Source organism: Nocardioides sp. 503, assembly GCF_004522095.1.
Lineage (GTDB): Bacteria > Actinomycetota > Actinomycetes > Propionibacteriales > Nocardioidaceae > Nocardioides.
Map to the genome: position 1 here is coordinate 1,122,898 of NZ_SPUI01000003.1, position 26,404 is coordinate 1,149,301.

The following is a 26,404-nucleotide window of genomic DNA, read 5'->3' on the forward strand; positions in this document are numbered from 1 at the left end:
CCCAGCAGCGGACACCTCACTCCACGGTGACGCTCTTGGCGAGGTTGCGCGGCTTGTCGATGTCGTGGCCGAGGACCTGCGCGGCGTGGAAGGCCAGCAGCTGCAGCGGGATCGTCAGCAGGATCGGGTCCAGCTCGCGCGCGCTGCGGGGTACGTCGATGCGCTGGACGTCCAGCCCGCGCAGGTCGACGTCGGGGTGGGTGACCACCACGAGCGGCCCACGACGCGCGGCGATCTCGTGCAGGGCGCCGACGTTGCGCTCGGTGAGCTCGTCGTCCGGTACGACTGCGACCGTCGGGACCTCCGGCGAGATCAGGGCGAGCGGCCCGTGCTTGAGCTCGGAGGTCTGGTAGGCCTCGGCGTGGCGGTAGCTGATCTCCTTGAACTTCTGCGCGCCCTCGCGCGCCACCGGGAAGCCGCGCACGCGGCCCACGAAGAACAGCGACTCCGCCTGCGCCAGCCCGGTGGCGATCTCGGCCAGCCGGTCCTCGCCGTCGAGGACCTCCTGCAGCTGCGCGGGGATCGCAGTGAGCGCGTCGATGAGGCGCTTGCCCTCCGAGATCGAGAGGTCGCGGACCCGGCCGAGCTGGAGGGCCAGCAGGGCGAAGCCCAGGAACATGTTGGTCAGGGCCTTGGTGCTGGCCACGGCCACCTCGGGCCCGGCGTGCAGGTAGATCCCCCCGTCGCACTCACGTGCGATCGCCGAGCCGACGACGTTGACCAGGCCGATGACGCGCCCGCCCTTGCGCCGGATCTCCTGCACGGCCAGCAGCGTGTCGATGGTCTCGCCGGACTGGCTGACCGCGACGTAGAGGGTGTCGTGCTCGATGATCGGGTTGCGGTAGCGGAACTCGCTCGCGGCCTCGGCGTCGGCCGGGATCCGCGCCAGCTCCTCGACCAGCGAGGCGCCCATCTGCCCGACGTAGTAGGCGGAGCCGCAGCCGAGGATCTTGACCCGTCGGATCTCGCGGGTCTCCCGGGCGTCCATGTTGAGGCCCCCGAGGTGGGCGGTGCCGAAGCGCTCGTCGAGCCGCCCGCGCAGCACCCGCTCCGCGGCGGCGGGCTGCTCGAGCATCTCCTTGCGCATGAACGACTCGTGCTCGCCGGCGTCGTAGGAGGCCGGGTCGACGTCGACCTGGGTCGCCGTGCGCTGGACCCGCGTCAGGTCCTGGCGGTACGTCGTGAAGCCGGTGGCGGTCACCGTGGCCATCTCGCCGTCGTCGAGGTGCGCGACGGTGGTGGTGTAGCGGACGAGCGCGCCGAGGTCGGAGGCGACGTGCATCTCCTTGTCCCCCACGCCGATGATCAGCGGGCTGCCGTTGCGGGCCACGACGATGCGGTCGGGGAAGTCGGCGTGCAGCACCGCCACGCCGTAGGTGCCCTCGATCGCGGCCAGCGCCTCGGCCACCCGCTCCTCCAGGGTCTCGGCCGTGGAGCGGGCGACGAGGTGGGCGAGCACCTCGGTGTCGGTGTCGCTGACCAGCTCCACGCCCTCGTCGGTGAGCTGCTCGCGCAGCGCCGCGGCGTTGTCGATGATCCCGTTGTGGACGACGGCGACGTCGCCCTTCGCGTCGACGTGCGGGTGGGCGTTGACGTCGTTGGCGGGACCGTGGGTGGCCCAGCGGGTGTGGCCGATGCCGATCTTGCCGCCGAAGCGCTTGGGGAGGTCGGCGCTGAGGTCACGCACGCGCCCGGCCTTCTTGGCCACGCGCAGCCCCGAGCCGAGCACGGCCACGCCGGCCGAGTCGTAGCCGCGGTGCTCGAGGCGGGTGAGCCCCTCGAGCAGCAGCGGGGCTGCCTGCTGGGTGCCGATGTAGCCGACGATGCCGCACATGGTGATGTCCTCTTCAGGTGTAGATGAGGCGGCGGATCTGCCGCTCGGTGAGGCGAGGGGCGGCGACCACGCGGTCGGCCAGCTCGCTCGCGATGCGCGCGAAGATCTCGGGGTTCCTCGCGCCGTACGTCTTGAGCTCGGTGTGGCGCCGGCGGACGTAGTCCTCGACGGGCTCCGCGGCGAACGCGAGCACGTCCTCGATCACCCGGGCCGCCTCCGCCGGCGACAGCCCGGTGCTCGCCGCGACGCGCTCCACGAGCTCTCGGTCCGGTGCCACAGACAGCACTGTGTCGGGCGGACGTGCTCCTTGCAAGTTTCTGCCCGTTTCCGGGCAGGAACGCTCAACTTCTGACCAGTTCGGCGCCGGGCGGTCTGTGGATCGGTGTTGGTCCCCCTCGGGCTGCCCCGAGGAGTGGAGCGAGTAGTCCCGTCAGCACTCCTCAGGAGGGTTCAGGTGGGGCGTCACTGCCGATCTCAGGCGGGGACTGTCCCTCTAAGTGGGGACGTGCTACCTTGGTGAACACCAGATGAACAGGAGGTGTCCCATGTACGAATCCCAGATGTCCGACCAGCAGCTCGTGATGCGCTGGATCCCCGTCGTCGACCCGTCCGGTCGCACCCGCATGGAGTCCTGCTGGATCTCTGCCGCGCAGGCCGCCCCGGTGGCGGCTGCCGTCCAGATCCACCACGCGGCCTGACCCGCCGACCCGCCTCGCGCGGGTACTCGACACTCGCACCGCCTCCCGCACCCGCGGGGGGCGGTGCGCTGCGTGCGGGCCCGGCGAACTTCTCGAGCCCATCGGGAATGAAAGCGGACCCTGGTCCGTTTGCATCATCGTTGACACTTCAACCACCCGACACCGAGGAGATCCCCATGAGCAGCGACTTCGACCCGAGCACCACCGTCATCGACGACATCGCCGGCGACTACACCATCGACGCGAGCCACTCGCGCCTCGGCTTCGTCGCGCGCCACGCGATGGTGACCAAGGTCCGCGGCCACTTCGGCGACTTCGGCGGCACCGCCCACATCGACACCGCCAACCCGTCCGCCTCGACGGTCACGCTGACCATCAAGACCGCCAGCGTCTCCACCGGCAGCCCCGACCGCGACGGCCACCTCGTCTCCGCCGACTTCTTCGACGCCGAGAACAACCCCGAGATCACCTTCGCCTCGACGAACGTCTCCCGCGACGGCTCCGACTGGACCATCGCCGGCGACCTGACGATCAAGGGCACCACCAAGCCCGTCACGATCGAGTTCGAGGAGACCGGCTCGGCCCGCGACCCCTTCGGCAACCTCCGCGTCGGCTTCGAGGGCTCCACGACCCTCAACCGCAAGGACTTCGACCTCACCTGGAACGCCGCCCTCGAGACCGGTGGCGTCCTCGTCTCCGACAAGATCAAGCTCGAGCTCGACATCTCAGCCATCCAGAACGCCGGCTGACCCTGGACTGACTTACGTCAGTCCACACGACGCTGACCCGCCCGAAACTCTCGGGCGGGTCAGCGTTCATTTTGCTTGAATGCGGCCATGCACGCGCGACCCGAGCTCAGCGGCCTGCCGGAGGGCTACACCTCCCGCCCCCTCCGCCTCGACGACGCCGCCGCGGTGACCGCGGTCATGGCCGCCCAGGAGCTGCACGACGTCGGCGAGGTCGTCATCGAGGAGGCCGACATCGTGGCCGACTGGCAGCGCCCGTCCTACGACGTCACGCGGACCTCCGTCGGCGTCCTGCAGGACGACCTGCTCGTCGCCTACGCCGAGATCACCGGCGGCGACCGAGGCGACGCGGCGGTCCACCCCGACCACCGCGGCCGTGGGATCGGCACCGCCCTGGCCCGCTGGATGCAGGACCTCGCCCGCGCCCAGGGCACTGCCGTCGTGGGCATGCCGGTGCCGCAGGGCTCACCGGCCGACCGGCTGCTCGAGGCGCTCGGCTACCACGTCCGCTGGACCAGCTGGGTGCTCGAGCTGCCCGACGGCGCGACGGTCCCGGAGCGTCCGCTGCCCGAGGGCTATGCGCTGCGCGAGGCGACCGAGGCCGACCACGAGCACGTCTGGACGGTCCAGGAGGACGCGTTCCTCGAGTGGTCCGAGCGGGACCGGGAGCCGTTCGAGGACTGGCGCGCCGGCGTACCGCTGCGGCCGGGCTTCGAGCCGTGGAACCTGCGCGTGGTCACCGACCCCGACGGTGACGTCGTGGGGATCGCGCTCATCCACCTCAACGGCGAGGACGCGGCCCGCGAGGGGTACGTCGACCGGCTGGCCACCCGGCGCGACCAGCGCGGTCGCGGCCTGGCGCAGGCGCTGCTGGTCGACGCCTTCGCCGCGGCGCGCGAGCGCGGCGCCGTGCGCTCGACGCTGTCCACGGACTCGCGCACCGGCGCGCTCGGCCTCTACGAGAAGGTCGGCATGCAGGTCACCTCGGTGTGGGTGAACCGCGCGATCGCCGTCGTGCCATCCACGTAGAACCTGTTCTACTTTTCTGTCAGGGTGGCGGCATGGCCCACTTCGTCACCCGCTACGACTTCCGCGCCCCCGGCGCCGACCCCGCCCAGCGGCAGGAGATCTTCGCGCGCGCGATCGAGCAGGCGGCTTACCTCGACGAGCACGGCGAGGACGCGATCATGCTCTCGGAGCACCACGCGTCGGCCGACGGCTACCTCCCGAGCCCGATCCCGGTCGCGGCGGCCGTGGCCGCGGTGACCAGCAGGGTGCCGATCACGGTCTCGGCGCTGCTGGCCAACCTCTACGACCCGGTGCGCCTCGCCGAGGACATCGCAGTGCTCGACCACCTCTCGCGCGGGCGGGTCAGCTACACGATCGGCCTGGGCTACCGGCCCGAGGAGTACGAGCACCTCGGCCGTCCCTGGGCGACCCGCGGCGCCGACATCGAGGCCGCGATCCTGGTGCTCCAGCAGGCCTGGAGCGGCGAGCCCTTCGAGCACGAGGGCCGGACGGTGCGGGTCACCCCGGCGCCGTACTCGCAGCCGCACCCGGTCCTCTTCTACGGCGGCGGCTCGCTGGCCGCGGCCCGCCGCGCGGCCCGGCTCGGCCTGCACTTCGCTCCGCAGCACGGCGACCCGGTGCTGCACGCGGCCTACGAGGAGGCGTGCCGCGCCCACGGTCGCGAGCCCGGCCTCATCCTGCGCTCGCCGCGGGGCCCGGCCAACGTCTTCTGCGCGGACGACCCCGACGAGTTCTGGGCGACGTACGGCCACCACCTGCTGGCCGACGCGACCAGCTACGCCGCCTGGCGCGGCACCGACCAGCGCTCCTACGTGCAGGACGACTCCGCCACCGTCGAGGAGATGCGCGCCGCCGGGGTCTACGTCGTGCTCACCGCCGACGAGCTCGTCGAGCGGTGCCGCAGCAAGGAGATCCGGCTGGTGACCAGCCACCCCGCGTGCGGCGGCCTGCCCGCCGAGCCGTCCTGGGAGAGCGTGCGGCTGATCAGCGAGGTGGTGCGTCCCGCGCTCGCCGGCTGAGGGCCCCATGACGGATGTCATGGCGAGGCGGTGCACGAGGGCCACAGACCGATGACGTGGCGCACTGCCGCGGGCGACCCCGTCGCGGCACCGTGGAGACATGGACACGACGACCTCCTCGCGACCGGACCGACGACCCGACGCCCGATCCCGACCCGCCGCCGGCGAGCCCGCGATCCGGGTGCGCGACCTGCGCCGCAGCTACGGCTCGGGCAAGCAGGCCTTCGAGGCGGTGCGCGGCGTCGACCTCGACGTCGAGGCCGGCACGGTCAGCGCCCTGCTGGGCACGAACGGCGCCGGCAAGACCTCCACGATGGAGCTGGTCGAGGGTCTGGGCCGGCCCAGCGCGGGCGAGCTCCGGGTGCTGGGCCTGGACCCCGTGGCCGACCGGGCCGCGCTGCGTCCCCGGCTCGGGATCCTGCTCCAGCGCAGCGGGTTCTCCGGTGACCTGAGCGTGCGGGAGACGCTGCAGATGTGGCACAGCACGCTCAGCCGGCCGCGGCCCGTGGACGAGATGCTGGCGGCGCTGCGGCTCGACGGCCGGGCCGACACCCGCGTCGTGGGGCTCTCCGGCGGGGAGCAGCGCCGGCTCGACCTCGCCTGCACGCTCATGGGCGACCCCGAGGTCGTGCTGCTGGACGAGCCGACCACGGGCCTGGACCCCGAGAGCCGCCGCGACGTGTGGTCGCTGATCCGCGCGCTGCGTGACGGCGGGACGACCGTGCTGCTGACGACCCACTACCTCGACGAGGCCGAGGCGCTCGCCGACGAGCTCGCGATCATGCACGAGGGCCGGATCGTGCGTCGCGGGACGGTGGCGCAGATCGTGGAGGGGCATCCCTCCGTCGTCCGCTTCACCACCCCTGACCGGCCGCTGCCCGACCTGCGCGGCACGGCCACCACCGAGCGCGGCACCACCGTCGTCGAGACCGACGACCTCCAGCGCACCCTGACCGCGCTGCTCACGTGGGCCGACCGTGACGGCGTACGCCTCACCGACCTCTCCGCCCGCACCGCCAGCCTCGAGTCGGTCTTCCTCGAGGTGGCCGACCAGGAAGGAAGCACCCGATGAGCACCTCCACGACCTCCTCGCCCACGTCCGCATCCACGACCGGCACGAGCGGGTACGCCGTCTCACGACGCCGGGTCACGGGCCTGGCCCGCGCCAACGTGCTGCTGATGACGCGCAACCGCCTGACCCTGCTCTACGGGCTCGTCCTGCCGCTGCTGCCGCTGCTGCTCCTGCTCTCCGGGGAGCGGGGCGACACCGAGATCGGAGCCAGCTCGGTGACCACCGCGCTGCTGACGGCGCTGCTGTTCCCCGTCTACTACAACATCCTCTCCCTGGTGGTCTCGCGGCGCGACGAGCTCGTGCTCAAGCGGCTGCGCACCGGCGAGACCCGGGACGCCGAGCTGGTGGTCGCGCTGTCGCTCCCGGGCGTCGTCACGGCGGTCGTCCTCTCGGTCCTGACCCTGCTGGTCGGGCTCGCCGCCGGCCTCCCGGCGCCGGCCAACGTGCCGCTCTACCTCGTCGGGATGCTCGTCTCGTCGGTGATGTTCGTGGCGTTCGCATTCTGGACCGCGGCCTGGACGAAGACGGCCGAGGCGGCGCAGATGACCAGCCTGCCGATCATCGCGCTGGCCGTCGTCGGGACGATGTCGGCGGCGTTCCCCCAGCGCTTCGCGGAGGTCGTGGAGCGCACCCCCACCGGCGCGCTCCGGCAGCTGGTCGACCTGTCGTGGTTCGGGGAGGACGGCTCGCGCAGCGTCGGCTTCGTCGACAGCTGGGTCGCGGCCGGCGAGCCGGTCCTCGTCCTGGCCGCCTGGACCGCGGCGGCCGTGTGGCTCGCCGCCCGCGCGCTGCGGTGGGAGCCCCGCACCTGATCTCCGTAGGCTGACCGGCACCTACACCGGCACCGACGCGACGAGCAGCGGGAGGGAGCACCATGACAGGCACACGGCAGGACCGCGGGTGGCCGTGGCGCCGCTGGTCGGCCCTGAGCGAGATCGAGCGCGTCGACGTCTACACCCGCCAGTCGCTGTACGTGCTGCTCTGGTCCTCGCTCGGCTTCGCCCTCGTCGGGGCGCTGCCCGAGTCCGACGAGGTGACGCCCCGGCTGGTCGCCGTGCTCGTGGCGGCGGTGGTCGTCGGGGTCCTGGGCACCCGCGCGCTGACCGCGGTGGCCGACCTCTACCCCGCGACCGGCCCGATCCCCTGGCGGCGGGTGGCGCCGCTGCTCGCCGCCTGTGCCGCCGCCCTGGCGGTCGTGCTCAGCTGGGCGGGTGACCTCCGCATTGCCGCGGGAGCCGGGGTCTGGGTCGTGCTCGCCTGGTCGCTCGGCGGACTGCGCGGTCGGGTCCCGAGCGCGCTCCTGCTCGTGGTCCTCACGGTGCTGCCCGCACTCGTCAGCACCGAGTGGTGGGGCCTCGCCTACGGCCTGGTCACGGGCGCCTTCTTCCTCTTCACGTGCCGCGTGTCCCTGTGGCTGCTGGGCGTCGTCACCGAGCTGGACGCCGCCCGCACCGCCCAGAGCGCGCTGGCCGTGGCCGAGGAGCGGCTGCGCTTCTCCCGCGACGTCCACGACGTCCTGGGCCGTCGGCTCTCCACGATCGCGGTGCAGGCCGAGCTCGCCGCCACCCTCGCCCGGCGCAACGACGAGGGCGCCGCGGCGCGCATGCTCGAGGTGCGCGGCATCGCCCACGAGGCCCTGCGCGAGGCGCGCGAGCTGGCCCGCGGCTACCGGCCCACTGACCTGACCCAGGAGCTCGAGGGGGCCCGGTCGCTGCTACGGTCGGCGGGCATCGGCGCCGAGGTCGACGTCGAGGGTCTCGACCTCTCGTGGCACGAGCCCGCCGCCTGGGTCGTGCGCGAGGCCGTCACCAACGTGCTGCGGCACTCCAGCGCCACCACCGTCGCGATCTCGTACGCCGGCGACGTGCTGGAGGTGCGCAACGACGGGGCGGACCGTCCCGCGGCCGGCGCCGACGGCATCGGGCTGTCCGGGCTCCGGGCCCGGCTCGCCCCGCGTGGGGCGACGCTCGAGGTCGAGCACGACGCGCCGTCGTTCGCCGTGCGCGTGCGGATGCCGGCTCCGGCCCTGACGGGAGCGGGCTCGTGATCCGCCTCCTGGTCGCCGACGACGAGCACCTGATCCGGACCGCGCTCGCTCAGCTGCTGGGCCTCGAGGACGACCTCGAGGTCGTCGCCGAGGCGTCGAGCGGCGGCGAGGCGCTGGCCGCGGCCGTCAAGGCGCAGGTGGACGTGGCGATCCTCGACCTCCAGATGCCCGAGCCCGACGGGATCGCGGTCGCCGAGCGGCTGGCCGCCGAGCTGCCCGGCTGCCGGGTGGTGATCGTGACCAGCCACGGGCGGCCCGGCCACCTCAAGCGGGCGCTCGCGGCCGGGGTGCGCGGCTTCCTGCCCAAGACCACCTCCGCGGCGACGCTCGCCGACGTCGTGCGCCAGGTGCACGCCGGGGGCCGGTACGTCGACCCCGAGCTCGCCGCGGAGGCCATCGCGGCCGGCGACAGCCCGCTGACCCCGCGCGAGGCCGACGTCCTGGAGCTGGCCGCGGACGGCGCGAGCGTCGAGGAGATCGCGCAGCGGGCCTCCCTGTCGCCCGGCACCGCCCGCAACTACCTCTCCAACGCGGTCGCCAAGCTGGGCGCCGCCAACCGGCACGAGGCGTTCGTCAAGGCCCGCCGCCTCGGCTGGATCTGAGCCCTAGGAGCATGCGGGCAGCTCGATCGTCGTGGTCACCGCGGTGACCGACGGCCGTCGCGGCGTCGAGGAGAAGCCGAACCGTGGGGGCGGGTCGAGCGGCGCGAGCGCGCCGAGCTCGCGACCGTCGTAGGCGCCGGTGAGCGAGACGACGGCGCGGTTGTCGGTGGCGCCGTACCACTCGCGGCGACCGCCACCGGCCGTGCCGCGAGTGCGGACGCCGCTCAGCGCCACCCGGGCGACCGGGTCGGTGAGCGCGCAGAACCACGGCGCCTGCGCCACCGCACGGGGCACGCACCGGACCAGCAGGCCGAGCCAGGTCCGGTGACCGGCGGACCAGTCGAGGGTGAGCGACGTCGAGCGCAGCCGCCAGTGGTCGCCGTCGCCCTCGACGGTGACGGTGACGTCGACCGGCTCGACCCGGACCTCGTCGAAGACGTAGGTGCCGGCCACGAAGTCCGCCACCTCCTGGCTCGGCGCCACCAGGACCCGGTGCCCCCCGGGCAGCTCGACCATGGCGTCGGCGAACGCGCCGTACGGCGACTCCGGCCATTGACCCACCACGACGCGGATGCCGCTGCTGCTGCCCAGCCCGGCGATGGACCCGCGGAAGCGCCGGCGCTCCCCCGGGCGCCGCCGGCTCATCGGATGGGCGCGCCCGAGACCGTGCGCGCGATGACGAGGCGCTGGATCTCGGAGGTGCCCTCGAAGATCGTGTAGATCTTGGCGTCGCGCGCCATGCGCTCGACGGGGTACTCGCGGGTGAAGCCGTTGCCGCCGAGGATCTGCATCGCCCGCTCGGTGACCCGCACCGCGGTCTCGCCGGCGAAGAGCTTGGACATGGAGCCCTCGGCCTTGTCGAAGCGCCTGCCCTGCCGCGCCATCCACGCCGCGCGCCACACCAGCAGCCGCGACGCCTCGATCGAGGTGGCCATGTCGGCGAGCATGAAGGCGATCGCCTGGTTCTCGATGATCGGCTTGCCGAACTGCTCGCGGGTCCTCGCGTAGTCCAGCGCGACCTCGTACGCCGCCCGCGCGATGCCGATCGCCTGCGCGCCGACCGCGGGGCGGGTGCGCTCGAAGGTCGCCATGGACGCGTTGCCCGACGAGCTCGCTCCCTCGCGCGCCTTGGCCAGGCGGGCGTCGAGCTTCTCCTTGCCGCCGAGCAGGCAGCGGCCCGGCACCCGGACGTCGTCGAGGACGACCTCGGCCGTGTGGGAGGCGCGGATGCCGTGCTTGGCGAACTTCTGGCCCTGGCTGAGCCCCTTCGTGCCCGGGGGCACCACGAAGCTGGCCTGCCCGCGCGTGCGCAGGTCGGGGTCGAGGACGGCGGTCACGACGTGCACGTCGGCCAGGCCGCCGTTGGTGGCCCAGGTCTTGGTGCCGGTGAGGACCCACTCGTCGGTGGCCTCGTCGTAGCGGGCGCGGGTGCGCATGGCGCCGACGTCGCTGCCGGCGTCGGGCTCGGAGGAGCAGAAGGCCCCCAGCTTGAGGTCGCCGGGCTCGCCGAACATCTGCGGCACCCACTCGCCGACCTGCTCGTCGGTGCCGTTGGCGCGCACCCCGGCGGCGGCGAGCGCCGTACCGCAGATGGCCAGACCGATGCCGGCGTCGCCCCAGAACAGCTCCTCCATCGCGACCGGGATGCCGAGGCCGGTCTCGTCGAAGCTCTGGGTGGCGAAGAAGTCGAGGGAGTAGATGCCGGCCGTGGCCGCCTCCTCGAGCACCGGCCAGGGGAACTCCTCCCGCTCGTCCCACTCGTGGGCGGCGGGGCGGATCACGTCGGCGGCGAAGGTGTGGAGCCAGTCGCGCAGCTCCAGGTGGTCGGGGCCGAGCTCGAAGGAGGGAGTCGTCACCCACCCGAGCGTAGCGACGTCGGCCCCGAAGATGTAACTCGGTGTTACAGGTGGTGGGCGGACCGGCGCCGTGGCGCCGGCCCACCCCCACGTCACTCGGTGGGCGCCTCGGGCTCGGAGCCGTCGGCGAGGATGCCGTAGAGCTTGCGGCGGGTGTCGACGAGGACGCCGACCGCCGCGCTGCGCTGGCTCTCGGAGCCGGAGCTGACGATCTGCCACACCGCGCCCATGACCTGCCCGATCTCGGACTTGATGTCGGCCGAGGCGGGCTCGGCGCCGTCGCTCTCCTCGCGGGTGAACGGGGCCCACACCGCGGTGAGCTCGTCGGCGTGCTCGGCGACGTACGTCGCACCTTCGGCGGTCAGCCTCAGGCTGCGGCGGCCGCGCCCGTCGTCGGCCTCGACGAGACCCTCGTCCTCGAGCTGCTGGATAGTCGGGTAGACCGACCCGGGGCTGGGTCGCCAGGCGTCGTTGCTCTTCGCGGCGATGGCCTGGATGACCTGGTAGCCGTTGACCGGCTCCTCGGCCAGGCCGGCCTCGCGCAGCACGTCGAGGATGGCGGAGCGGACGTCGCCGCGGCGTACGCGGGGGCCGCGCCGGCGCTCGTCGGGCTCGCCGAGGCCGAACAGCCCGGCCAGCCAGGGCGGGCCCTGGTGACCGGAGCGGCCACCGCCCCAGCCCCCGCCGGCCCAGCCGCCGCGGTGACCCTCGGGTCCGCCGTGGCCGCGGCCGCGGTGCTGCTCCCAGGGGCTCTGCGGGCCCTCGGCCCACTCGCCGTTGAAGCGGTCGTTGCGTCGTTCGTGTCGGTTGCGTCGTGGGTGTCCCATGTCGCAACTCCTTCCGTCGTAGGTGGATCGCGGTCTGCCGGACGTCCGTGTGACTGTCGGCGACTGTTCGCGATATATCGTTACTGTACGTCGGAAGAAGCGGGCGCGCAAGGGGACGCCGGGATAGTCCCTAACGAATGCGTGCCTAATCCGTCCCCTGGACCACGAATTTGTTAGGGACTACCCCGCGCGAGCGGGTCAGCGCGAGAGCCAGGCGGCGTACGCGTCGAAGGTGTAGGGGCGGCCGAGGAAGTCGGCGACGAGGTCGGCGGCGTCCTTGCTGCCGCCAGGCGCCAGGACGCGGTCGCGGTAGCGGCCGGCGGTCTCGGTGTCGAAGAGGTCGCGGGGGTCGAAGGCGCTGAAGAGGTCCTTGGCGATGACCAGCGACCACATGTAGGTGTAGTAGGCCGAGCTGTAGCCGCCGAGGTGGCCGAAGCTGGCGAACATGTGGGTGTCCTCGATGTAGGGGAACGGCGCGTACCTCGCCTGGAGCTCGCGGGTCTTGGCCGTGAGGTCCTCGGGGCGCTCCTGGTGGAACCAGTAGGACATCGAGGCGTAGAACATCTGCTGGCGCGCCAGGTAGCCCTTGCCGAAGTCGTCGCCGCGGCGCATCCGCTCGACCAGGTCGGCCGGGATCGGCTCGCCGGACTCGTCGGTGGCGAAGGTGCGCAGCACGTCGGCGTCCCAGGCCCACTCCTCCAGCATCTGGCTGGGCGCCTCGACGAAGTCCCACTCGGTGCTGACGCCGGCGAAGCGGGTCCACTGCCCGCGCCCGCCCAGCACGTGGTGGACCAGGTGCCCGAACTCGTGGAACAGCGTCACGACGTGGTCGTGCTCCATCAGCCCGCGCGAGAAGTTGCAGACCAGGACGCCCTCGGAGAGCTGCCGTCCGCCGACGCCCTCGGTCAGCGTGAACTGCGCGGCGTGCTTGTACTTGCCCTCGCGCGGGTGCAGGTCGAGGTAGATGCGGCCGAAGGACTCCGCGTCGTCGCCGTCAGCGACCGAGAAGACGTCGTACGCCGTCACGTCGTCGGCCCACAGCGTGGCGCCGGCGACCTCCTCGTAGCGGAGCCCGAAGAGCCGGCCGGTCACGTCGAGCAGGCCCTGGCGCACCTTCTCGAAGGCGAAGTAGGTGCGCACCTGCTGGGCGTCGACCTGCAGCTGCTCCTTGCGGACCAGCTCCTCGTAGTAGGTCGCGTCGGCGCCGGTGATCGAGGTGGCGTCGGGGTGGTCCTGGCGGAAGCGGTCGAGCAGGATCGTGAGGTCGCGGCGCATCGGCTCCTCCGCGGCGGCGGCGATCCGGTCGATGAACTCCGGGATCGCCGGACCGGTGCCGATCATCTTCACGTCGGCGTCGTAGGAGGCCCAGTCGTCGTAGCCGACGAGCGTCGCGAGCTCGTGGCGCAGCGCGAACATCTCCTTCAGCAGCGCGTCGCTGGCCGGCCAGCCGCGGTTGAGGAAGGCCATCGTCAGCTGGCGGCGTACGTCGGCGTCGTGGGCGAACATCCGCACCGGCACCACGTCGGGGTAGTCGGTCGTGACCGTGACCAGGCCCTCGTCGTCGGCCGGGTGGGCCTCGAGCCAGTCGGCCGGCAGCCCGTCGAGCCGCTCGGGCGTGACCCGGACCGTGCGGACGTCGTCACGCACGACCTTGCCGAACTCCTGGTCCAGCTCGGTGACGCGCTCGTTGATCGCGGTGATCCGGGCGCGGGTCTCGTCGTCGCGGTCGACGCCGGAGCGGCGGAAGTCGTCGAGCACCTTGGTCAGCAGCCGGGCGGCCTGGTCGTCGAGGCCGTCCGCGTCCAGCGCGGCGAAGACGTCGTAGAGCCCGCGGTCCAGGCTGAGCTCGGTCACCAGCCGCTGCACGTCCTGCTCGGCGGTCTCCGCGGCGTCGCGGACGTCCTCGAGCGGGTGCACGTTGGACAGCAGCGAGCCCATCGCGGCGACGTTGCTCAGCTGCAGGCTGACCTCGTCCCACTGGCGCAGCGCGTCGAGGGTGTCGGTCGGGGGCGTGTCGCGCAGCCGCTGCACGAGCTCGCGGGCGCGCGCCAACCCCTCCTCCGCGCGGGTCTGCACCCAGTCGTGGGCGGCGTCGGCAGCGGGCAGGTCCAGGGGGCGAAGGCTCACCCGTCCAGCCTGCCATGCAGGCCGTGCCCTACCGAAGCGCTTTCGCCGTCGTGGGTCGAGGAAGGCGCGCCACTCCTGGGGTTTCGAGACAGGACTTCGTCCTTCCTCAACCCCCGGGCCGGTCCCCACCGGAGGTTGAGGAAGGCGCGCCACTCCTGGGGTTTCGAGACAGGACTTCGTCCTTCCTCAACCCCCGGGCCGGTCCCCACCGGAGGTTGAGGAAGGCGCGCAGCGCCTGTCTCGAAACCCGATGAGCCGCACGCCCGCCTGGGGTTTCGAGACAGGACTTCGTCCTTCCTCAACCCCCGGAGAGCTGGTCGCGGCGGCGGGTGAGGTAGGCGCGCTCGGCGGGGTTGGCGGTGGCGGCCAGCGCGGCGTCGTACGCCGCTCGCGCGTCGGCGGAGCGGCCCAGGCGGCGCAGGAGGTCGGCGCGCGTCGCGTGGAAGGCGTGGTACGTCGCCAGGGCGGCCTGCCGCGCGGGGAGCCGGTCGACCTCGGCGAGGGCCACCTCGGGGCCGTCGAGCTCGGCGAGGACGACCGCGCGGTTGAGGGCGACCAGCGGGCTGGGGTCGAGGGCGTAGAGCTGGTCGTAGAGGCGGGCGATCTGGCCCCAGTCGGTGTCGGCCGCGGTGGGGGCGTCGGTGTGGACGGCGTTGACCGCCGCCAGCAGCTGGTAGCGCCCCGGCCGCCCGATCGCCAGGCACTCGCGCACCAGCGCGTGGCCCTCGGCGACGAGCGCGCGGTCCCAGCCGCCACGGTCCTGCTCGGGCAGCGGCACCAGCTCGCCACCGGCCAGCCGCGAGGGCCGGCGCGCCTCGATGAGCAGCATCAGCGCCAGGAGGCCGGTGACCTCCGGCAGCGACGGCAGCAGCCCGTGCAGCAGCCGGCCGAGCCGGATCGCCTCGCCGGTGAGCTCGTCGCGGATCGGGGTCTCGGCCGAACCGGAGAGGTAGCCCTCGTTGAAGACGAGGTAGACCACGGCCATGACCGCGGAGACCCGCTCCGGCAGGTCGTCGGCCGCCGGCACCCGGAAGGGGATCCCGGCGTCCCTGATCTTGGCCTTGGCGCGGGTGATGCGCTGCGCCATGGTCGTCTCGGGCACCAGGAACGCCTGGGCGATCTCGGCGACGGTGAGCCCGCCGAGCAGGCGCAGCGTGAGGGCCACCCGGGCCTCGGGGGCGAGGGCGGGGTGGCAGCAGGTGAACACCAGCCTCAGCCGGTCGTCCTCCACGACGCCCGTGGGCTCGTGGGGGGTGTCGTCCTGGACCATGAGGGCCGCCTGGTGCTTGGCGTCGCGGCGCTGCTCCCGACGGATCCGGTCGATGCCCTTGCGGGCGGCGGTCGTGGTCAGCCACGCGCCCGGGTTGGGCGGCGTGCCGTCGACCGGCCACCGCTCGAGCGCGACCACGAGCGCCTCGCCCGCAGCCTCCTCGGCGGCGTCGATGCCGCCGAGGCGACGTACGAGAGAAGCCACCACGCGGCCGTACTCCTCGCGGAAGATCCGTTCGATCGCGGCGTGGGCCGTGACGTCGAGCGCCTCGCTCACGCCTCCGGCTCGTCCTGGAAGGGACGGACCTCGACCTTGCCCTGGCACGCCTTCGATCCCTCGACCGCCCACGCGAGCGCGGCGTCGTGGTCGGCCGCCTCGATGACCCAGAAGCCGCCGAGATACTCCTTGCTCTCGATGTACGGGCCGTCGGTCACGATCGGCGCGTCACCGGTGTTGTCGACGGTGGTCGCCCGGTCGATCTGCTGGAGGCCGCCGGCGAAGACCCACGCGCCCTCGCTGCGCAGTCGCTCGTTGAAGCGCTCGACGGCCTCGAAGATCGGCTGGAAGTCCTCCATCGTGCGGGTCTCGGCGGCGTCCTCGTCGCGGTTGCCGTGGACGGAGAGCAGGTACTGCGACATGGGGTTCCTCCTGGGTGCGGCGGCGGCCGTCGGCCGCCTCTCACGGTCTCTACGAACGGGAACGCGCCGCCACGACAGCCGGTCGGACACCTGCTCCTGGGATTCGTGCGGACAGCCTGCCAGAAACGCCGTATCGGTCGATCGCTCCCGCGGCGCTTACCCTGGACCGTGACCTCCTCCCCCTCCCGCCGCGGCGCGTGGCTGCGCCCCGGCACCGCCCTCACCGCGCTCGCGCTCACCGTCGGCCTCCTGGCCGGCACCGGCACCTCGGCCCAGGCCGAGCGGGCGATCCCCGCGGCAGCGGCGTCCCACGGGTCGACCAGCGCGTCGAGCACCACCACGGCGGCGTCCGCCCGGGCCACCGCCGCCCGCGCCCGTGACCCGCGCAAGACGCGCGCCCTCTACCGCGACCCGAAGTCGTCGGCGGCCAAGCAGGGCCCGGCGTACGCCGCCATCGGCCGGCGTCCCGCGGCGAGGTGGTTCACCAACGAGGCCTACCCGCAGCGCAAGGTCACCGCGGCGGTGCGCGGACACCTCACCCGCTCCACCAAGGCCCGCAGGACCGCGACGCTGGTCGTCTACGCGATCCCGCACCGCGACTGCGGCCAGTACTCCTCGGGCGGCCTCGCCAACGGCAAGGCCTACCGCCGCTGGGTGACCGCCTTCGCGCGCGGCATCCGAGCCGTCCGCGGCAGCAAGCCGATCGTGATCCTGGAGCCGGACGCGATCGCCCAGTTCGGCCAGTCCAGCTGCGCCAGCCCGCGCGACCGCCTCTCGCTGCTGCGCTTCGCCACGCGCACCCTGACCCGCGCCGGCGCGTGGGTCTACCTCGACGCCGGCCACTCCAACTACACGCCGTACGACACCCGCCCGGCCATGCTCAAGAGCGCCGGCGTCGCCTACGCGCGCGGCATCAGCACCAACGTCGCCAACTTCCGCACGCTCGCCGACGAGAAGGCCTACGCCACGCTGATGGTGCGCCAGCTGCGCGCGCTCGGCGTCCGCGGCACCCGCTACGTCGTCGACACCTCGCGCAACGGCGCCGCCGACCCCGTCGCGGGCGACGTCATCAACCCGACCTGGGCGCGCCTCGGCGTGCGTCCGCGCCTGGTGTTCCAGGGCGCCTTCGACGGGACGCTCTGGGTGAAGAACCCCGGCGAGTCCGACGGCAACACCAACGGCGGGCCCGCGGCCGGTCGCTGGTGCGACCTGCTGGCCGACCGCCTGCTCGGCCGCGGCGAGGGCAACAACTGCTGAGTCCGCCGGCTACCAGCCGTGGGTGCCCGGGCCGCCCTTGAAGGGCCCGACGACCCGACGCGTGATCCAACCGCCGTAGAAGCCGCCCGGCTGGGGGGTGACGGCCTCGCCGTCCACGGTGCACTGCTCCACGAGCAGCGGCGTCACCGCGACCGCGTCGGCGATGACCTCGAAGCCCTTGCTGGGCTGCGGGTAGGTCCACGCCGCACGCGCGGCCACGGTGCTGCCGACGACCAGGTCGAAGTAGGCGGCCTGCCCCTTCCACTCGCACCACGTGGCGCCCTCGGCCTCGCGCAGCACGCCGGGCGCGAACGCCGTGCGCGGCAGGTAGTACGTCGGAGGGTGGCTGGTCTCCAGCACCCGCCAGGACACGTCGCTGCGCGCGACGACCTGGCCGCCCAGGAGGATCTCGACGTGCTCGGAGCTGGGCTCCACGCGCGGCGGGCGCGGGTAGTCCCAGACGGACTCCTGTCCGGGGCCGGCGGGGTCGGGCTGGGGGTGTCTCATCACCACCAGTCTGGCGCAGGGGTGGTCGCCCGTCGCCCGCTCGCGCTCAGGCCCGGTCCTCGGCGAGGGTGTGGGCCACGATCGCGTTGGCGTGGCCGTGGCCCAGTCCGTGCTGCTCCTTGAGCAGACCGACGAGCTGCATGTGGGTGGCCTCGGCGCCGTAGCCGGGCGCGGAGCGCACGACCTGCTTCCAGTGGGCGACGGGCATGCCGTACGTCGCCTCGATCGACGGGAAGTACGACGCGGGCCCCTTCGGCTTGTCGGTCACGGGGTCTCCTCGGGGTCGGTGGGTGAGCGGTGCGGATGCCGGTCGGACCCGAGAGGGCCGCGGAAGTCATCGCCCCTAGCCTGGCGCCCATGAACCTCTTCGAGTTCGAGGGCAAGCGCCCGCGTGTCCACCCCGAGGCCTTCGTGGCGCCGACCGCGACGCTGATCGGCGACGTCACGGTCGAGCGCGGCGCGAGCGTGTGGTTCGGGGCGGTGCTGCGCGGCGACATCTGCGCGATCGTGGTGCGCGAGGGCGCCAACGTGCAGGACAACTCGGTCGTGCACGCCACCCCCGACCAGACGGTCGAGATCGGCGCCGGCGCGACCGTCGCGCACGGGTGCATCGTCCACGGCGCGACCGTCGGCGAGCGGGCGCTGCTCGGCAACGGCAGCACGATCCTCGACGGTGCCCGGCTGGGCGCCGGGTCGCTCGTCGCCGCGGGCTCGCTGGTGGGTCCCGGCGCGGAGATCCCCGAGGGCGTGCTGGCCGCGGGCACGCCGGCGAAGGTCAAGCGCCCCCTGGCCGGCACCGACGCGGAGTTCTGGGTGCAGTCCAACCCGCCGTACTACGCCGAGCTGGCGCGGCGCCACCTCGCCGGCCTGCGGGTGCTGGGTCCGGACGAGCTCGAGCCCGACAGGGCCGAGTCTGACGGGGTCTAGCAGCGGCCGATGCCGCCGAGGACGGCCGAGTCGCCGAAGCCACCGACGCCGTCGCTCATGCCGGCGCCGACCTGCTGGCCGCTGCCGCGGCGGACGGTGAGGGTGCGGACCTTGGTGGTCGTGCCGGGGCGGGCCACCAGGTTGACGCGCTGGAGCGTCTTGGCGCCCTTCGTCACGGAGTAGCCGGCCTCCCAGCGGGTGTCGTCGCGGTTGACGAGCCGCACGCGGATCTTCCAGTACTTGCCGTCCGCGGTCGGCGCCTTGCACGCCTGCGAGCGGGCGCCACCGGCCTTGAGGACCGTCGTCCAGGACGCGGCCGAGGCCGGGCCCGCGAGACCGAGGGTCAGGGCGAGCAGGACGACGGGGACGAGGAGGCGCGGGAGCGCCGCGAGGGATCGGCGAGACATGACGCCATCATGCCGCAGCCGCGTGCGCGCCCCGGGCGGCGGCGTCGCGGGCGGCGCGGCCTGGGTAGGTTTGGCGCGTGCAACTCCGGGGGCTGGTGGCCGACACGCGACCGCTGCGCATCCCGCACTTCCGGCGGCTGTGGCAGGCCAACATCATCACCGTCGTCGGTGCGCAGCTCACGGTCGTGGCCGTGCCGGCCCAGATCTACGCCGACACCGGCTCCTCGGCGTACGTCGGGCTCACGGGGCTGTTCGGGCTGGTGCCGCTGGTGGTCTTCGGCCTGTGGGGCGGCGCGCTGGCCGACGTGTTCGACCGGCGGATCATGCTGGTCATCACCACGCTCGGGCTGATCGTCACCAGCGGGCTGTTCTACCTCCAGGCGGCGTTCGGCAGCACGAACGTCTGGCTGCTGCTCGGGCTGTTCTCGGTGCAGCAGGCGTTCTTCGCGGTCAACCAGCCCACCCGCAGCGCGGTGCTGCCCAAGCTGGTGCCGGCCGAGCTGCTGCCGGCGGCCAACTCGCTCAACACCACGGTGATGCAGGCCGGCGCGATCGCGGGGCCGCTGGTGGCCGGCGTGCTGATCCCGGTGCTGGGCTTCGAGTGGCTCTACCTGATCGACACCTTCACGCTGCTCGCGACGCTCGGCGCGGTGGTGCGGCTGCCGCCCATGCCGGTGCTCGGGGCGGTGCGCCAGACCCCCGGGCTGCGGTCGGTGGTGGAGGGCTTCACCTACCTGCGCGGGCACCCGGTGCTGATGATGTCGTTCGTCGTCGACATCATCGCCATGGTCTTCGGGATGCCGAGGGCGCTGTTCCCGCAGATCGCGCACGAGAGCTTCCTCGGGCCGGAGGAGGGCGGGCTCGCGTTCGCCGCGCTGTTCGCGGCGATCCCGGCGGGCGCGGTCCTGGGCGGCATCTTCTCGGGCTGGGTCTCGCGGGTGTCCCGCCAGGGGCTGGCGGTCATCGTGTGCATCGTCGTGTGGGGCGCGGCCATGGGCGGCTTCGGGCTCGCCGTGGCACTGTCGAGCCAGTGGCGCACGCCGATGCTCGCGGCGGCCGTCGGGATGCTGGTCGTCGGAGGCGCGGCCGACATGGCGTCGTCGGCGTTCCGCACGACGATGCTGCAGACCTCGGCGTCCGACGCCGTCCGCGGCCGGCTCCAGGGCATCTTCATCGTGGTCGTCGCCGGCGGCCCGCGGGTCGCCGACGTGGCCCACGGCGCCAGCGCGGCCATGGTCGGCACCGCCGCGGCCGCTGCCGGCGGCGGCGTCCTGGTCGTGGTCCTGACCGTGGTCGCCGCGATCGCCGTGCCGTCGTTCGTGCGCTACCGCGTCACGCGCCCAGCAGCCCTCTGACGTACGCCGCCTGGCCGGCGTGCTGGAGGTCGTCGTTGGCGACGCTCGCCAGCCGGACGCCCAGCGTGACCGGCGGGTCCCAGTCCTCGTCGACGACGCGGTCGAGGTCGTCGGCCTCGAGGCCCGCGAGGTAGCCCGTGGTCTGCGCGTGGACGGCGCGGAGGTAGTCGGTCAGCAGCGCGGCGTCGGCGCGCACCCGGCCGACCTCCTCGCTGGACTGGCCGTAGCCGATGGCGGAGACCTCGAACGGCAGGTCGAACCGGGCGGCGTACCCCTGCGCGGTGTAGACCTGCTCGAGGCCGGCGACGGCGGCGACGTGGTCGTCCTGGACGCGCGCGAGGTGCCAGACGAGCCACGCGATGGGATTGGCGTCCTCGCCGGGGCGGGTGGCGAGCTGGTCCTCGGTGAGGCCGTCGACGGCGGCCTCCCCGCTGGTGAGGACGCGCTCGAAGAGCTCGGTCAGCAGGGCTGCGGGAGTCATGCCCCGACGGTAGCCCTCACCCGAAGTGGGTAACGGCCTGCCATGACGAACTTCGGCTACACCCTCATGACCGAGCAGAGCGGCCCGCGCGAGCTGGTCTCGTACGCCGTGGCCGCCGAGGAGGTCGGCTTCGACTTCGAGGTCTCCAGCGACCACTTCTCGCCGTGGCTGACCGAGCAGGGCCATGCGCCGTACGCCTGGACGGTGCTGGGCGCGGTCGCCCAGGCCACCTCGCGCGTGGGCCTGATGACGTACGTGACGTGCCCGACGCAGCGCTACCACCCGGCGATCGTCGCGCAGAAGGCCGCGACGCTGGGGCTGCTGTCGGAGGGGCGCTTCACCCTGGGCCTCGGCTCGGGCGAGAGCCTCAACGAGCACGTCGTCGGCGGCGGCTGGCCGGGCATCCTGACCCGTCAGGAGAAGCTCGTCGAGGCCGTCGAGATCATCCGGGAGCTCTTCACCGGCGAGCTCGTGGACTACCGCGGCAACCACTTCGACGTCGACTCCGCCCGCATCTGGGACCTGCCCGACACCCCGGTGGAGCTCGCCCTGGCCGTCGCGGGCGAGCGCGCCATCAACACCTTCGCCCCGGTCTCGGACCACCTGGTCGCCGTCGAGCCGGACGCCTCGCTCGTCGAGACCTGGAACGGCGTCGACGGCGCGCCGCGCATCGGCGGCGGCGGCAGCGCGAAGGCCATCGGGCAGATCCCGATCTGCTGGGGCCCCGACGCCGAGGAGGCCAAGAAGCTGGCGCACGAGCAGTTCCGGTGGTTCGGCGGCGGCTGGAGCGTCAACGCCGACCTGCCCACCCCGGCCGGCTTCGCCGCCGCCAGCCAGTTCGTGACGCCCGACGACGTCGCCGAGTCGATCCCCTGCGGCCCCGACCTGGACGCGATCGTCGAGGCCGCGTCGGCGTACTGGGAGGCCGGCTTCACCGACGCCGCCCTCGTCCAGGTCGGCGACCAGCACCAGCGCGCCTTCCTCTCCGACGCCGCCGGCCCGCTCCTCGAGAAGCTGCGCGCCGCTGCTCCGTGAGTCGGTCGATCTGCATGTAACACGTTGATATGACCTCTTCCACGTTGATATTTCGACGTGGAAGAGGTCATAACGACGTGTTACATGCACCTGTCGGCGCGGCCCCGACCGTCGTACGCTCCGAGGCATGACCACGCCGACGCTGTTCGAGTGGGCCGGCGGGGCGCCGGCGTACCGCAGGCTCATCGACTGCTTCTACGACCGGGTCGAGGCCGACGAGCTGCTCAGCCCGTTCTTCCCCGGAGGGGTGTCCGAGCACCACCGCGCGCACGTCGCCGCATGGTGGGGCGAGGTGATGGGCGGCCCGGCCGACTACACCGCGGAGCACGGCGGCTACGAGCGCATGCTCGCCCACCACCGCGGCCTGGGGATCACCGCCGAGCAGCGGCTGCGGTTCGCGACGACGATGAGCCTGGCCGCCGACGACGCGGACCTGCCGAGCGACCCGGAGTTCCGCGCGGCGTTCGTCGGGTACGTCGAGTGGGGCACCCGCCTGGCCATGCACAACTCCGCCGAGGACGCGACCGACGTCGTCGAGCAGGCGCCGGTGCCGCGCTGGGGCTGGGGCGTCGCGCCGCCGTACCAGCCCTGACCGTCACCCTGCCGGTCACACCTGCCGGGCCCGGCGCGTCATCCCCGTAGACCCACCCCTACGAGAGGACCCGCCATGCTGAGCCAGAGCTCCTACCCCGCCGCCTACGTCGCCGCCTGCCGCGACACCGTGCACCGCCACCTCGACGACTACCACGCGCTGCCGCTGTCGGACGCCGACCGGGCGGCGTTCGAGCCGGGCTACCTGCGCCAGCTCGTGCTCGCCCTGGACACCTACGCCCTGCACCGCAGCCGCGGCCAGGAGGGCAAGGACGGCAACCCGCTCAACGAGGTCCGCCTCCTGTGCACCTCCCTCCGCGAGCACGAAGGTCTGCTGACCGGCGAGAAGTCCATCAAGTACGCCGCCGACCGCTCGGTCCTCGGCCTCCCCCTGGGCGACCAGATCACCCTCGACGCAGCCGCCTTCCGCCGTCTCGCCGACGCGTTCTTCGCCGAGCTCGAGGCCCGCTTCCCGGGGTAGTCCCTGACGTTTGTGTCATGAAACGGGCTCCGGAGTGACACGAACGTCAGGGACTACCCCGGCGGGGACGACCTCAGTCGCGGAGCTTGGCCAACCTCGAGCGGAGGGCGTCGCGGCGGTGGGCGTTGCCGTGGAGGTCGACGTAGCGGTCGGCGTACGTCGCCAGGAGGGCGTCGTCGAGGCGGCGGACGGCCCCGGGCGGGTAGCGGTAGTCCATGCGGGCGTTGAGGTCGCCGGGGCTCGCGCGCAGGGTGTCGTTGAGCTCCTCGAGGCTGGTGATGCCCAGCTCGAGCAGCAGCCCGGAGATCCACGCGTAGTGGTCGGTGCGCGACCAGCCGGCGTCGTCGTACTGCCCGGCGAGGTAGGCCGCCAGCTCGCGCTGGTCAATGCGCGGGTCGTCCACGACGTCCGACGGGCCGGGCCCGCCGGCACCCGCCGCACCCGCCCCGGTCGAGCGCAGCCGCTCGCGGATCGTGGAGAACTCCTGGTCGGCCAGCTCCAGCAGCCCGGCGGCCAGGGTGAAGCGGCGGTCGAGGTCGCGGGCGTGCTCGTCGGGCACGTCGCCCTTGTAGCGGATGTCGTGCTCGAACTCCGCCCACGCGTGCTGCAGGACCGTGCGCACCTGCACCTGCGCGACCCGGCCGTGCAGCGCCGCGTAGGCGCGCTCGCTCTCGCGCGCGGCGTCGAGCTGGATCAGCAGGTGGCGGCTGGCGTAGCCGAAGCGGCCCTGGCTGGCCGTCTCCTGCCCCATGTCGCGGTCCTCCTTGACGACCACCTGGTCGCCCAGGAGCTCGGCGACCGCGGAGACGTCGCTGTGCACGTAGGTGATGACGCGCACGCCGATCTGGTCGGTGATCTCGCGCAGCGGGTCGGGGAAGACCGGCTTGCCGTCGACCATCCGCGCGGCCTTGGCGGCGAAGGACTGCACGCCCTTGGTGCGACCGGTGACCGAGAGGTAGTTGATGCCGGCCTCGTCGAGGATCGAGGTCACCAGCGCGACGAACTGCGCGCCGGCCTCGACGAGCGCGGGCTGCTGCGCGGCGTACTCCTGCGTCGCGGCGCGCGCGTCGGGCAGCGAAGGGGTGACGATGTAGCCGGTCTCGAGGTCACCGTACGTCGTGGTGCGCTCGGGCCAGCGCTCGCGGAAGTAGGCGACGTAGGCGCACACGACCGCGTCGACCTGGTCCTCGACCACCCGCAGCTCGCTCTTGCGGGTCGCGGTCTCGACGGCGACCCGCAGCGCGGCCCACTCCGCGCCGGTCTGCACGACGTCCTGCACGTGGCCCATCAGCGTGAGCAGCTCGCCGCGCAGCAGCTCCAGGTCGCGGCCGCGCTTGTCCTTGTACTTCAGCGTCTTGGTGAGCCCGAACAGCACCACGGTCGCCGGGTGCGGGTAGACCTCGATGGCGCGGCGGGCCCGGCCCGAGCGGGGGTTGAGGTCGAGGCCGAGCCGCTGGCACACCTTCGCGCCGCGGGTCTCGCCGCCGGCGAACTCCGGCTTGGTGGTGTTGGAGGGGTGCGTGCCGGCCTCGAAGCGCCGGAAGTCCTTGCTGAGCTGCTGCTCGGCGGGCCGGGAGCCGGTCGCGTTGGTGACGATGAGCGGCGCGTCGATGCCGACCAGGCACTCGCCGCCGACGTACGGCGCCAGGGCGTCGGCGATCTCGTCGACGGTGCGCACGGCACGGATCATCAGCAGGCGTGCGTCGTCGTCGAGGACGGCCAGCCCGGTCGGCTGGCGCTCCCCCCACGCGAGGTCGATCCCGATGTGGTGCACGGGGTCAGCCTGCCCTAGTCGCGGCTACCCCCGCGCGAACTCGACCGCGACGTCGGCGCCGAGGCGGGCGTTGCTGCGCACCAGCGCGATGTTGGCGGTCAGGCTGGCGCCGTCGGTGAGCTCGACGATGCGGCCCAGGAGGTACGGCGTGGCGTCCTTGCCGTGGATGCCCAACGAGTCCATGTCGGCCAGCGCGCGGTCGATGATCAGCCCGATCTCCCCGGCCGGGATCTCGTCCTCGGCCGGGATCGGGTTGGCCACGACGATCCCGCCGCCCAGGCCGAGGTCCCACTTGGCGCGCATGACGCCGACGACGTCGGCGGGCGTGTCGACGCGCATCGGGGCGCGGTGGCCGCTCTCGCGGGAGTAGAAGGAGGGGAACTCCTCGGCGCCGTAGCCGAGCACCGGCACGCCGAGGGTCTCCAGCGTCTCCAGGGTCAGGCCGATGTCGAGGATGCTCTTGACCCCGGCGCACACGACGGCGACGTCGGTCTGGCCCAGCTCGGTGAGGTCGGCCGAGACGTCGAAGGACGTCTCCGCGCCGCGGTGCACGCCGCCCAGGCCGCCGGTCACGAAGACCCGGATCCCGGCCAGCGCCGCCAGCCGCATCGTCGAGGCGACGGTGGTCGCGCCGTGGACGCCGCGGGCGACGACGTACGGCAGGTCGCGCACACTCACCTTGGTCACCTCGGGGTGGCTCGCGAGCAGCTCGAGGTCGTCGGGCGACAGCCCGATCCGCGGCCGGCCGTCGAGCACCGCGATCGTGGCCGGGACCGCGCCGTACTCACGAACGATGCCCTCGACCTCGACCGCCATCGCGACGTTCTGCGGGTAGGGCATGCCGTGGCTGATGATCGTGCTCTCCAGCGCGACCACCGGACGGCCCTCCTCGAGCGCCGTGGCGACCTCGTCGGTGACGGTCAGCAGGGGGTGGGTCACAGTCGGCTCCTCACGAGCTCGTCGGTCAGGTCGGCGCGCACGGTGTCGCCGGAGGCCACGGTGAGCGCGGCCGCCGCGTGCCCGTAGGCCGCCGCCTCGCCCGGGGCGGACCCGCCCAGCAGGGCGTGGCAGAACGCCGCCAGCATCGCGTCGCCGGCGCCGGTCACGTCGACGACCTGTCCCGGCACGGTGTCGAGCTCCAGCTCCCCGTCGGGGCCGCTGAGCACCGAGCCCTCGGCGCCGCGGCGCACCCAGACGAGCTCGACGCCGCGGTCGTGCAGGGCCCGGGCGCTGCCGCCGAGCACGGCCAGCTCGGCGCTGTTGGGGGTCACGCACCACAGCGGCCGCTCGCCGACGAGGTGGGCCAGCGCGGCCGCCTTCGGGACGCTCACCGGGTCGAGCACGACGCGCACGCCCGCCTCGGTCGCCAGCGTCCAGGCGGCGGCCAGCGTGTCGGCGCGCAGGTTGCCGTCGAGGACCACCAGGTCGGCGCCGGCGAGCAGCGCGGGGTCGAGGTGCTCGGGGCCGAGGGTGGCGGTGGCGGCCATGTCGGAGACGCCGACCGACAGCTCGCCGGTGGGCTCCAGGACGGCCAGGTAGGTGCCGGTCGCGCCCGCCACCCGGCGTACGGCGGACACGTCGACGCCGGCCGCTGCCGTGGCGCCGAGCAGGTCGTCTCCGAAGAGGTCCTGGCCCACGGCCGCGACGAGGGCGGTCGGGGTGCCGAGGCGGGCGAGGTTCTCGGCGATGTTGCGTCCGACGCCGCCGGGGCTGGTCACGAGTGACCCGGGGTTGCTGGTGCCGGGCACCACCACGGCCGTCGTCCGCGCCTTCAGGTCGAGGTTGGCACCCCCGACCACCACCACCGTCACGGGCGTGAGGCTA

General features: G+C 73.2%; 29 protein-coding genes. 14 read left to right on the forward strand and 15 right to left on the reverse strand.

Going from position 1 to position 26,404, the window contains the following annotated elements; genetic code table 11:
• Positions 1-16: 16 nt before the first annotated feature.
• Together glmS and E4622_RS12485 are read right to left on the reverse strand one after the other, a co-directional pair.
• Positions 17-1,834 (reverse strand): glutamine--fructose-6-phosphate transaminase (isomerizing), encoded by a 1,818-nt coding sequence (glmS, locus tag E4622_RS12480; protein ID WP_134740484.1) that lies wholly within the window; start codon positions 1,832-1,834, stop codon positions 17-19.
• Positions 1,835-1,847: 13 nt separating this feature from the next.
• The gene (locus tag E4622_RS12485) at positions 1,848-2,111 is read right to left on the reverse strand and encodes a hypothetical protein (protein ID WP_209021895.1); all 264 of its coding nucleotides are present in this window, start codon (positions 2,109-2,111) and stop codon (positions 1,848-1,850) included.
• Positions 2,112-2,379: 268 nt separating this feature from the next.
• Here E4622_RS12485 and E4622_RS22795 point away from each other — a divergent pair, with 268 nt between their 5' ends.
• The 8 genes from E4622_RS22795 to E4622_RS12520 all read left to right on the forward strand — a co-directional run bounded on the left by E4622_RS22795 (position 2,380) and on the right by E4622_RS12520 (position 9,047).
• Positions 2,380-2,532 (forward strand): hypothetical protein, encoded by a 153-nt coding sequence (locus E4622_RS22795; RefSeq protein ID WP_167736061.1) that lies wholly within the window; start codon positions 2,380-2,382, stop codon positions 2,530-2,532.
• A gap of 176 nt (positions 2,533-2,708) precedes the next feature.
• Positions 2,709-3,281: a YceI family protein gene (locus E4622_RS12490; RefSeq protein ID WP_134740486.1), complete on the forward strand. Its 573-nt coding sequence runs from the start codon at positions 2,709-2,711 to the stop codon at positions 3,279-3,281.
• 87 nt (positions 3,282-3,368) lie between these two features.
• On the forward strand, positions 3,369-4,307 hold the full coding sequence (locus E4622_RS12495; RefSeq protein ID WP_134740487.1) for a GNAT family N-acetyltransferase: 939 nt from the start codon (positions 3,369-3,371) through the stop codon (positions 4,305-4,307).
• A gap of 32 nt (positions 4,308-4,339) precedes the next feature.
• A complete protein-coding gene (locus tag E4622_RS12500) occupies positions 4,340-5,326 on the forward strand; it encodes an LLM class flavin-dependent oxidoreductase (RefSeq protein ID WP_134740488.1) in 987 nt (328 codons plus the stop codon).
• A 100-nt stretch (positions 5,327-5,426) separates the two neighbouring features.
• The gene (locus E4622_RS12505; protein WP_134740489.1) at positions 5,427-6,398 is read left to right on the forward strand and encodes an ABC transporter ATP-binding protein; all 972 of its coding nucleotides are present in this window, start codon (positions 5,427-5,429) and stop codon (positions 6,396-6,398) included.
• Positions 6,395-7,210: an ABC transporter permease gene (locus E4622_RS12510; protein WP_134740490.1), complete on the forward strand. Its 816-nt coding sequence runs from the start codon at positions 6,395-6,397 to the stop codon at positions 7,208-7,210. The genes E4622_RS12505 and E4622_RS12510 overlap by 4 nt, the downstream gene beginning before the upstream one ends.
• A 62-nt stretch (positions 7,211-7,272) precedes the next feature.
• A complete protein-coding gene (locus tag E4622_RS12515) occupies positions 7,273-8,445 on the forward strand; it encodes a histidine kinase (protein ID WP_134740491.1) in 1,173 nt (390 codons plus the stop codon).
• Positions 8,442-9,047, forward strand: coding sequence for a response regulator transcription factor (locus E4622_RS12520; protein WP_134740492.1), 606 nt, complete (start codon positions 8,442-8,444; stop codon positions 9,045-9,047). Before E4622_RS12515 ends, E4622_RS12520 begins: the two co-directional genes overlap by 4 nt.
• Positions 9,048-9,050: 3 nt before the next feature.
• Here E4622_RS12520 and E4622_RS12525 read toward each other — a convergent pair whose 3' ends face one another.
• The 6 genes from E4622_RS12525 to E4622_RS22800 all read right to left on the reverse strand — a co-directional run bounded on the left by E4622_RS12525 (position 9,051) and on the right by E4622_RS22800 (position 15,765).
• The gene (locus E4622_RS12525) at positions 9,051-9,692 is read right to left on the reverse strand and encodes a hypothetical protein (RefSeq protein WP_134740493.1); all 642 of its coding nucleotides are present in this window, start codon (positions 9,690-9,692) and stop codon (positions 9,051-9,053) included.
• Complete coding sequence (locus E4622_RS12530; protein ID WP_134740494.1) at positions 9,689-10,903, reverse strand: acyl-CoA dehydrogenase family protein; 1,215 nt, start codon at positions 10,901-10,903, stop codon at positions 9,689-9,691. The genes E4622_RS12525 and E4622_RS12530 overlap by 4 nt, the downstream gene beginning before the upstream one ends.
• A gap of 92 nt (positions 10,904-10,995) precedes the next feature.
• The gene (locus E4622_RS12535) at positions 10,996-11,730 is read right to left on the reverse strand and encodes a PadR family transcriptional regulator (RefSeq protein WP_134740495.1); all 735 of its coding nucleotides are present in this window, start codon (positions 11,728-11,730) and stop codon (positions 10,996-10,998) included.
• Positions 11,731-11,928: 198 nt separating this feature from the next.
• Positions 11,929-13,857: a M3 family metallopeptidase gene (locus tag E4622_RS12540; RefSeq protein ID WP_134740496.1), complete on the reverse strand. Its 1,929-nt coding sequence runs from the start codon at positions 13,855-13,857 to the stop codon at positions 11,929-11,931.
• Positions 13,858-14,155: 298 nt separating this feature from the next.
• Entirely contained in the window at positions 14,156-15,403 is a 1,248-nt protein-coding gene (locus E4622_RS12545) for a sigma-70 family RNA polymerase sigma factor (protein ID WP_134740497.1), read from the reverse strand.
• Positions 15,400-15,765: a YciI family protein gene (locus E4622_RS22800; RefSeq protein WP_167736062.1), complete on the reverse strand. Its 366-nt coding sequence runs from the start codon at positions 15,763-15,765 to the stop codon at positions 15,400-15,402. The genes E4622_RS12545 and E4622_RS22800 overlap by 4 nt, the downstream gene beginning before the upstream one ends.
• A 168-nt stretch (positions 15,766-15,933) precedes the next feature.
• On the opposite strand from E4622_RS22800, the gene E4622_RS12550 reads away from it, so the two are divergent.
• A complete protein-coding gene (locus tag E4622_RS12550; RefSeq protein WP_167736063.1) occupies positions 15,934-17,022 on the forward strand; it encodes a glycoside hydrolase family 6 protein in 1,089 nt (362 codons plus the stop codon).
• A 9-nt stretch (positions 17,023-17,031) separates the two neighbouring features.
• Here E4622_RS12550 and E4622_RS12555 read toward each other — a convergent pair whose 3' ends face one another.
• A complete protein-coding gene (locus E4622_RS12555) occupies positions 17,032-17,529 on the reverse strand; it encodes a DUF427 domain-containing protein (RefSeq protein ID WP_134740499.1) in 498 nt (165 codons plus the stop codon).
• Positions 17,530-17,575: 46 nt separating this feature from the next.
• Positions 17,576-17,797, reverse strand: coding sequence for a DUF4287 domain-containing protein (locus tag E4622_RS12560; RefSeq protein WP_134740500.1), 222 nt, complete (start codon positions 17,795-17,797; stop codon positions 17,576-17,578).
• 89 nt (positions 17,798-17,886) lie between these two features.
• Between E4622_RS12560 and E4622_RS12565 the strand changes: the two genes are divergently transcribed.
• Positions 17,887-18,456 carry a gamma carbonic anhydrase family protein gene (locus E4622_RS12565; protein ID WP_134740501.1) on the forward strand — a complete coding sequence of 190 codons (570 nt, stop codon included), beginning with the start codon at positions 17,887-17,889 and terminating at the stop codon, positions 18,454-18,456.
• On the opposite strand, the gene E4622_RS22805 is transcribed toward E4622_RS12565, so the two are convergent.
• The gene (locus tag E4622_RS22805) at positions 18,453-18,863 is read right to left on the reverse strand and encodes a hypothetical protein (protein WP_167736064.1); all 411 of its coding nucleotides are present in this window, start codon (positions 18,861-18,863) and stop codon (positions 18,453-18,455) included. The two genes, E4622_RS12565 and E4622_RS22805, sit on opposite strands and share 4 nt — an antisense overlap.
• A gap of 77 nt (positions 18,864-18,940) precedes the next feature.
• On the opposite strand from E4622_RS22805, the gene E4622_RS12575 reads away from it, so the two are divergent.
• The gene (locus E4622_RS12575; RefSeq protein ID WP_134740502.1) at positions 18,941-20,218 is read left to right on the forward strand and encodes an MFS transporter; all 1,278 of its coding nucleotides are present in this window, start codon (positions 18,941-18,943) and stop codon (positions 20,216-20,218) included.
• Here E4622_RS12575 and E4622_RS12580 read toward each other — a convergent pair.
• Positions 20,196-20,699, reverse strand: coding sequence for a DUF664 domain-containing protein (locus tag E4622_RS12580; RefSeq protein WP_134740503.1), 504 nt, complete (start codon positions 20,697-20,699; stop codon positions 20,196-20,198). The two genes, E4622_RS12575 and E4622_RS12580, sit on opposite strands and share 23 nt — an antisense overlap.
• Before the next feature lie 42 nt (positions 20,700-20,741).
• On the opposite strand from E4622_RS12580, the gene E4622_RS12585 reads away from it, so the two are divergent.
• From E4622_RS12585 to E4622_RS12595, 3 genes are all read left to right on the forward strand, one after another.
• Positions 20,742-21,734, forward strand: coding sequence for a TIGR03557 family F420-dependent LLM class oxidoreductase (locus E4622_RS12585; RefSeq protein ID WP_134740504.1), 993 nt, complete (start codon positions 20,742-20,744; stop codon positions 21,732-21,734).
• 127 nt (positions 21,735-21,861) lie between these two features.
• Complete coding sequence (locus E4622_RS12590; RefSeq protein ID WP_134740505.1) at positions 21,862-22,326, forward strand: group II truncated hemoglobin; 465 nt, start codon at positions 21,862-21,864, stop codon at positions 22,324-22,326.
• A 75-nt stretch (positions 22,327-22,401) separates the two neighbouring features.
• A complete protein-coding gene (locus tag E4622_RS12595; protein ID WP_134740506.1) occupies positions 22,402-22,806 on the forward strand; it encodes a hypothetical protein in 405 nt (134 codons plus the stop codon).
• Between the two features lie 73 nt (positions 22,807-22,879).
• Here the strand turns inward: E4622_RS12595 and E4622_RS12600 are convergent, their stop codons facing one another.
• The 3 genes from E4622_RS12600 to E4622_RS12610 are packed head-to-tail and all read right to left on the reverse strand — an operon-like array spanning position 22,880 to position 26,391.
• Positions 22,880-24,580: a DUF429 domain-containing protein gene (locus tag E4622_RS12600; RefSeq protein WP_134740507.1), complete on the reverse strand. Its 1,701-nt coding sequence runs from the start codon at positions 24,578-24,580 to the stop codon at positions 22,880-22,882.
• A gap of 24 nt (positions 24,581-24,604) precedes the next feature.
• Positions 24,605-25,519 (reverse strand): pseudouridine-5'-phosphate glycosidase, encoded by a 915-nt coding sequence (locus E4622_RS12605; RefSeq protein ID WP_134740508.1) that lies wholly within the window; start codon positions 25,517-25,519, stop codon positions 24,605-24,607.
• On the reverse strand, positions 25,516-26,391 hold the full coding sequence (locus E4622_RS12610) for a carbohydrate kinase family protein (RefSeq protein WP_134740509.1): 876 nt from the start codon (positions 26,389-26,391) through the stop codon (positions 25,516-25,518). The genes E4622_RS12605 and E4622_RS12610 overlap by 4 nt, the downstream gene beginning before the upstream one ends.
• Positions 26,392-26,404: the final 13 nt, after the last annotated feature.

Excerpts from the sequence above, each read along its gene's own strand:
- glmS (WP_134740484.1), bottom strand. The coding sequence starts at position 1,834 with ATGTGCGGCATCGTCGGCTACATCGGCACCCAGCAGGCAGCCCCGCTG.
- E4622_RS22795 (WP_167736061.1), top strand. The coding sequence starts at position 2,380 with ATGTACGAATCCCAGATGTCCGACCAGCAGCTCGTGATGCGCTGGATC.
- E4622_RS12490 (WP_134740486.1), top strand. The coding sequence starts at position 2,709 with ATGAGCAGCGACTTCGACCCGAGCACCACCGTCATCGACGACATCGCC.
- E4622_RS12495 (WP_134740487.1), top strand. The coding sequence starts at position 3,369 with ATGCACGCGCGACCCGAGCTCAGCGGCCTGCCGGAGGGCTACACCTCC.
- E4622_RS12500 (WP_134740488.1), top strand. The coding sequence starts at position 4,340 with ATGGCCCACTTCGTCACCCGCTACGACTTCCGCGCCCCCGGCGCCGAC.
- E4622_RS12505 (WP_134740489.1), top strand. The coding sequence starts at position 5,427 with ATGGACACGACGACCTCCTCGCGACCGGACCGACGACCCGACGCCCGA.
- E4622_RS12510 (WP_134740490.1), top strand. The coding sequence starts at position 6,395 with ATGAGCACCTCCACGACCTCCTCGCCCACGTCCGCATCCACGACCGGC.
- E4622_RS12515 (WP_134740491.1), top strand. The coding sequence starts at position 7,273 with ATGACAGGCACACGGCAGGACCGCGGGTGGCCGTGGCGCCGCTGGTCG.
- E4622_RS12525 (WP_134740493.1), bottom strand. The coding sequence starts at position 9,692 with ATGAGCCGGCGGCGCCCGGGGGAGCGCCGGCGCTTCCGCGGGTCCATC.
- E4622_RS12535 (WP_134740495.1), bottom strand. The coding sequence starts at position 11,730 with ATGGGACACCCACGACGCAACCGACACGAACGACGCAACGACCGCTTC.
- E4622_RS22800 (WP_167736062.1), bottom strand. The coding sequence starts at position 15,765 with ATGTCGCAGTACCTGCTCTCCGTCCACGGCAACCGCGACGAGGACGCC.
- E4622_RS12555 (WP_134740499.1), bottom strand. The coding sequence starts at position 17,529 with ATGAGACACCCCCAGCCCGACCCCGCCGGCCCCGGACAGGAGTCCGTC.
- E4622_RS12565 (WP_134740501.1), top strand. The coding sequence starts at position 17,887 with ATGAACCTCTTCGAGTTCGAGGGCAAGCGCCCGCGTGTCCACCCCGAG.
- E4622_RS22805 (WP_167736064.1), bottom strand. The coding sequence starts at position 18,863 with ATGTCTCGCCGATCCCTCGCGGCGCTCCCGCGCCTCCTCGTCCCCGTC.
- E4622_RS12580 (WP_134740503.1), bottom strand. The coding sequence starts at position 20,699 with ATGACTCCCGCAGCCCTGCTGACCGAGCTCTTCGAGCGCGTCCTCACC.
- E4622_RS12585 (WP_134740504.1), top strand. The coding sequence starts at position 20,742 with ATGACGAACTTCGGCTACACCCTCATGACCGAGCAGAGCGGCCCGCGC.
- E4622_RS12590 (WP_134740505.1), top strand. The coding sequence starts at position 21,862 with ATGACCACGCCGACGCTGTTCGAGTGGGCCGGCGGGGCGCCGGCGTAC.
- E4622_RS12595 (WP_134740506.1), top strand. The coding sequence starts at position 22,402 with ATGCTGAGCCAGAGCTCCTACCCCGCCGCCTACGTCGCCGCCTGCCGC.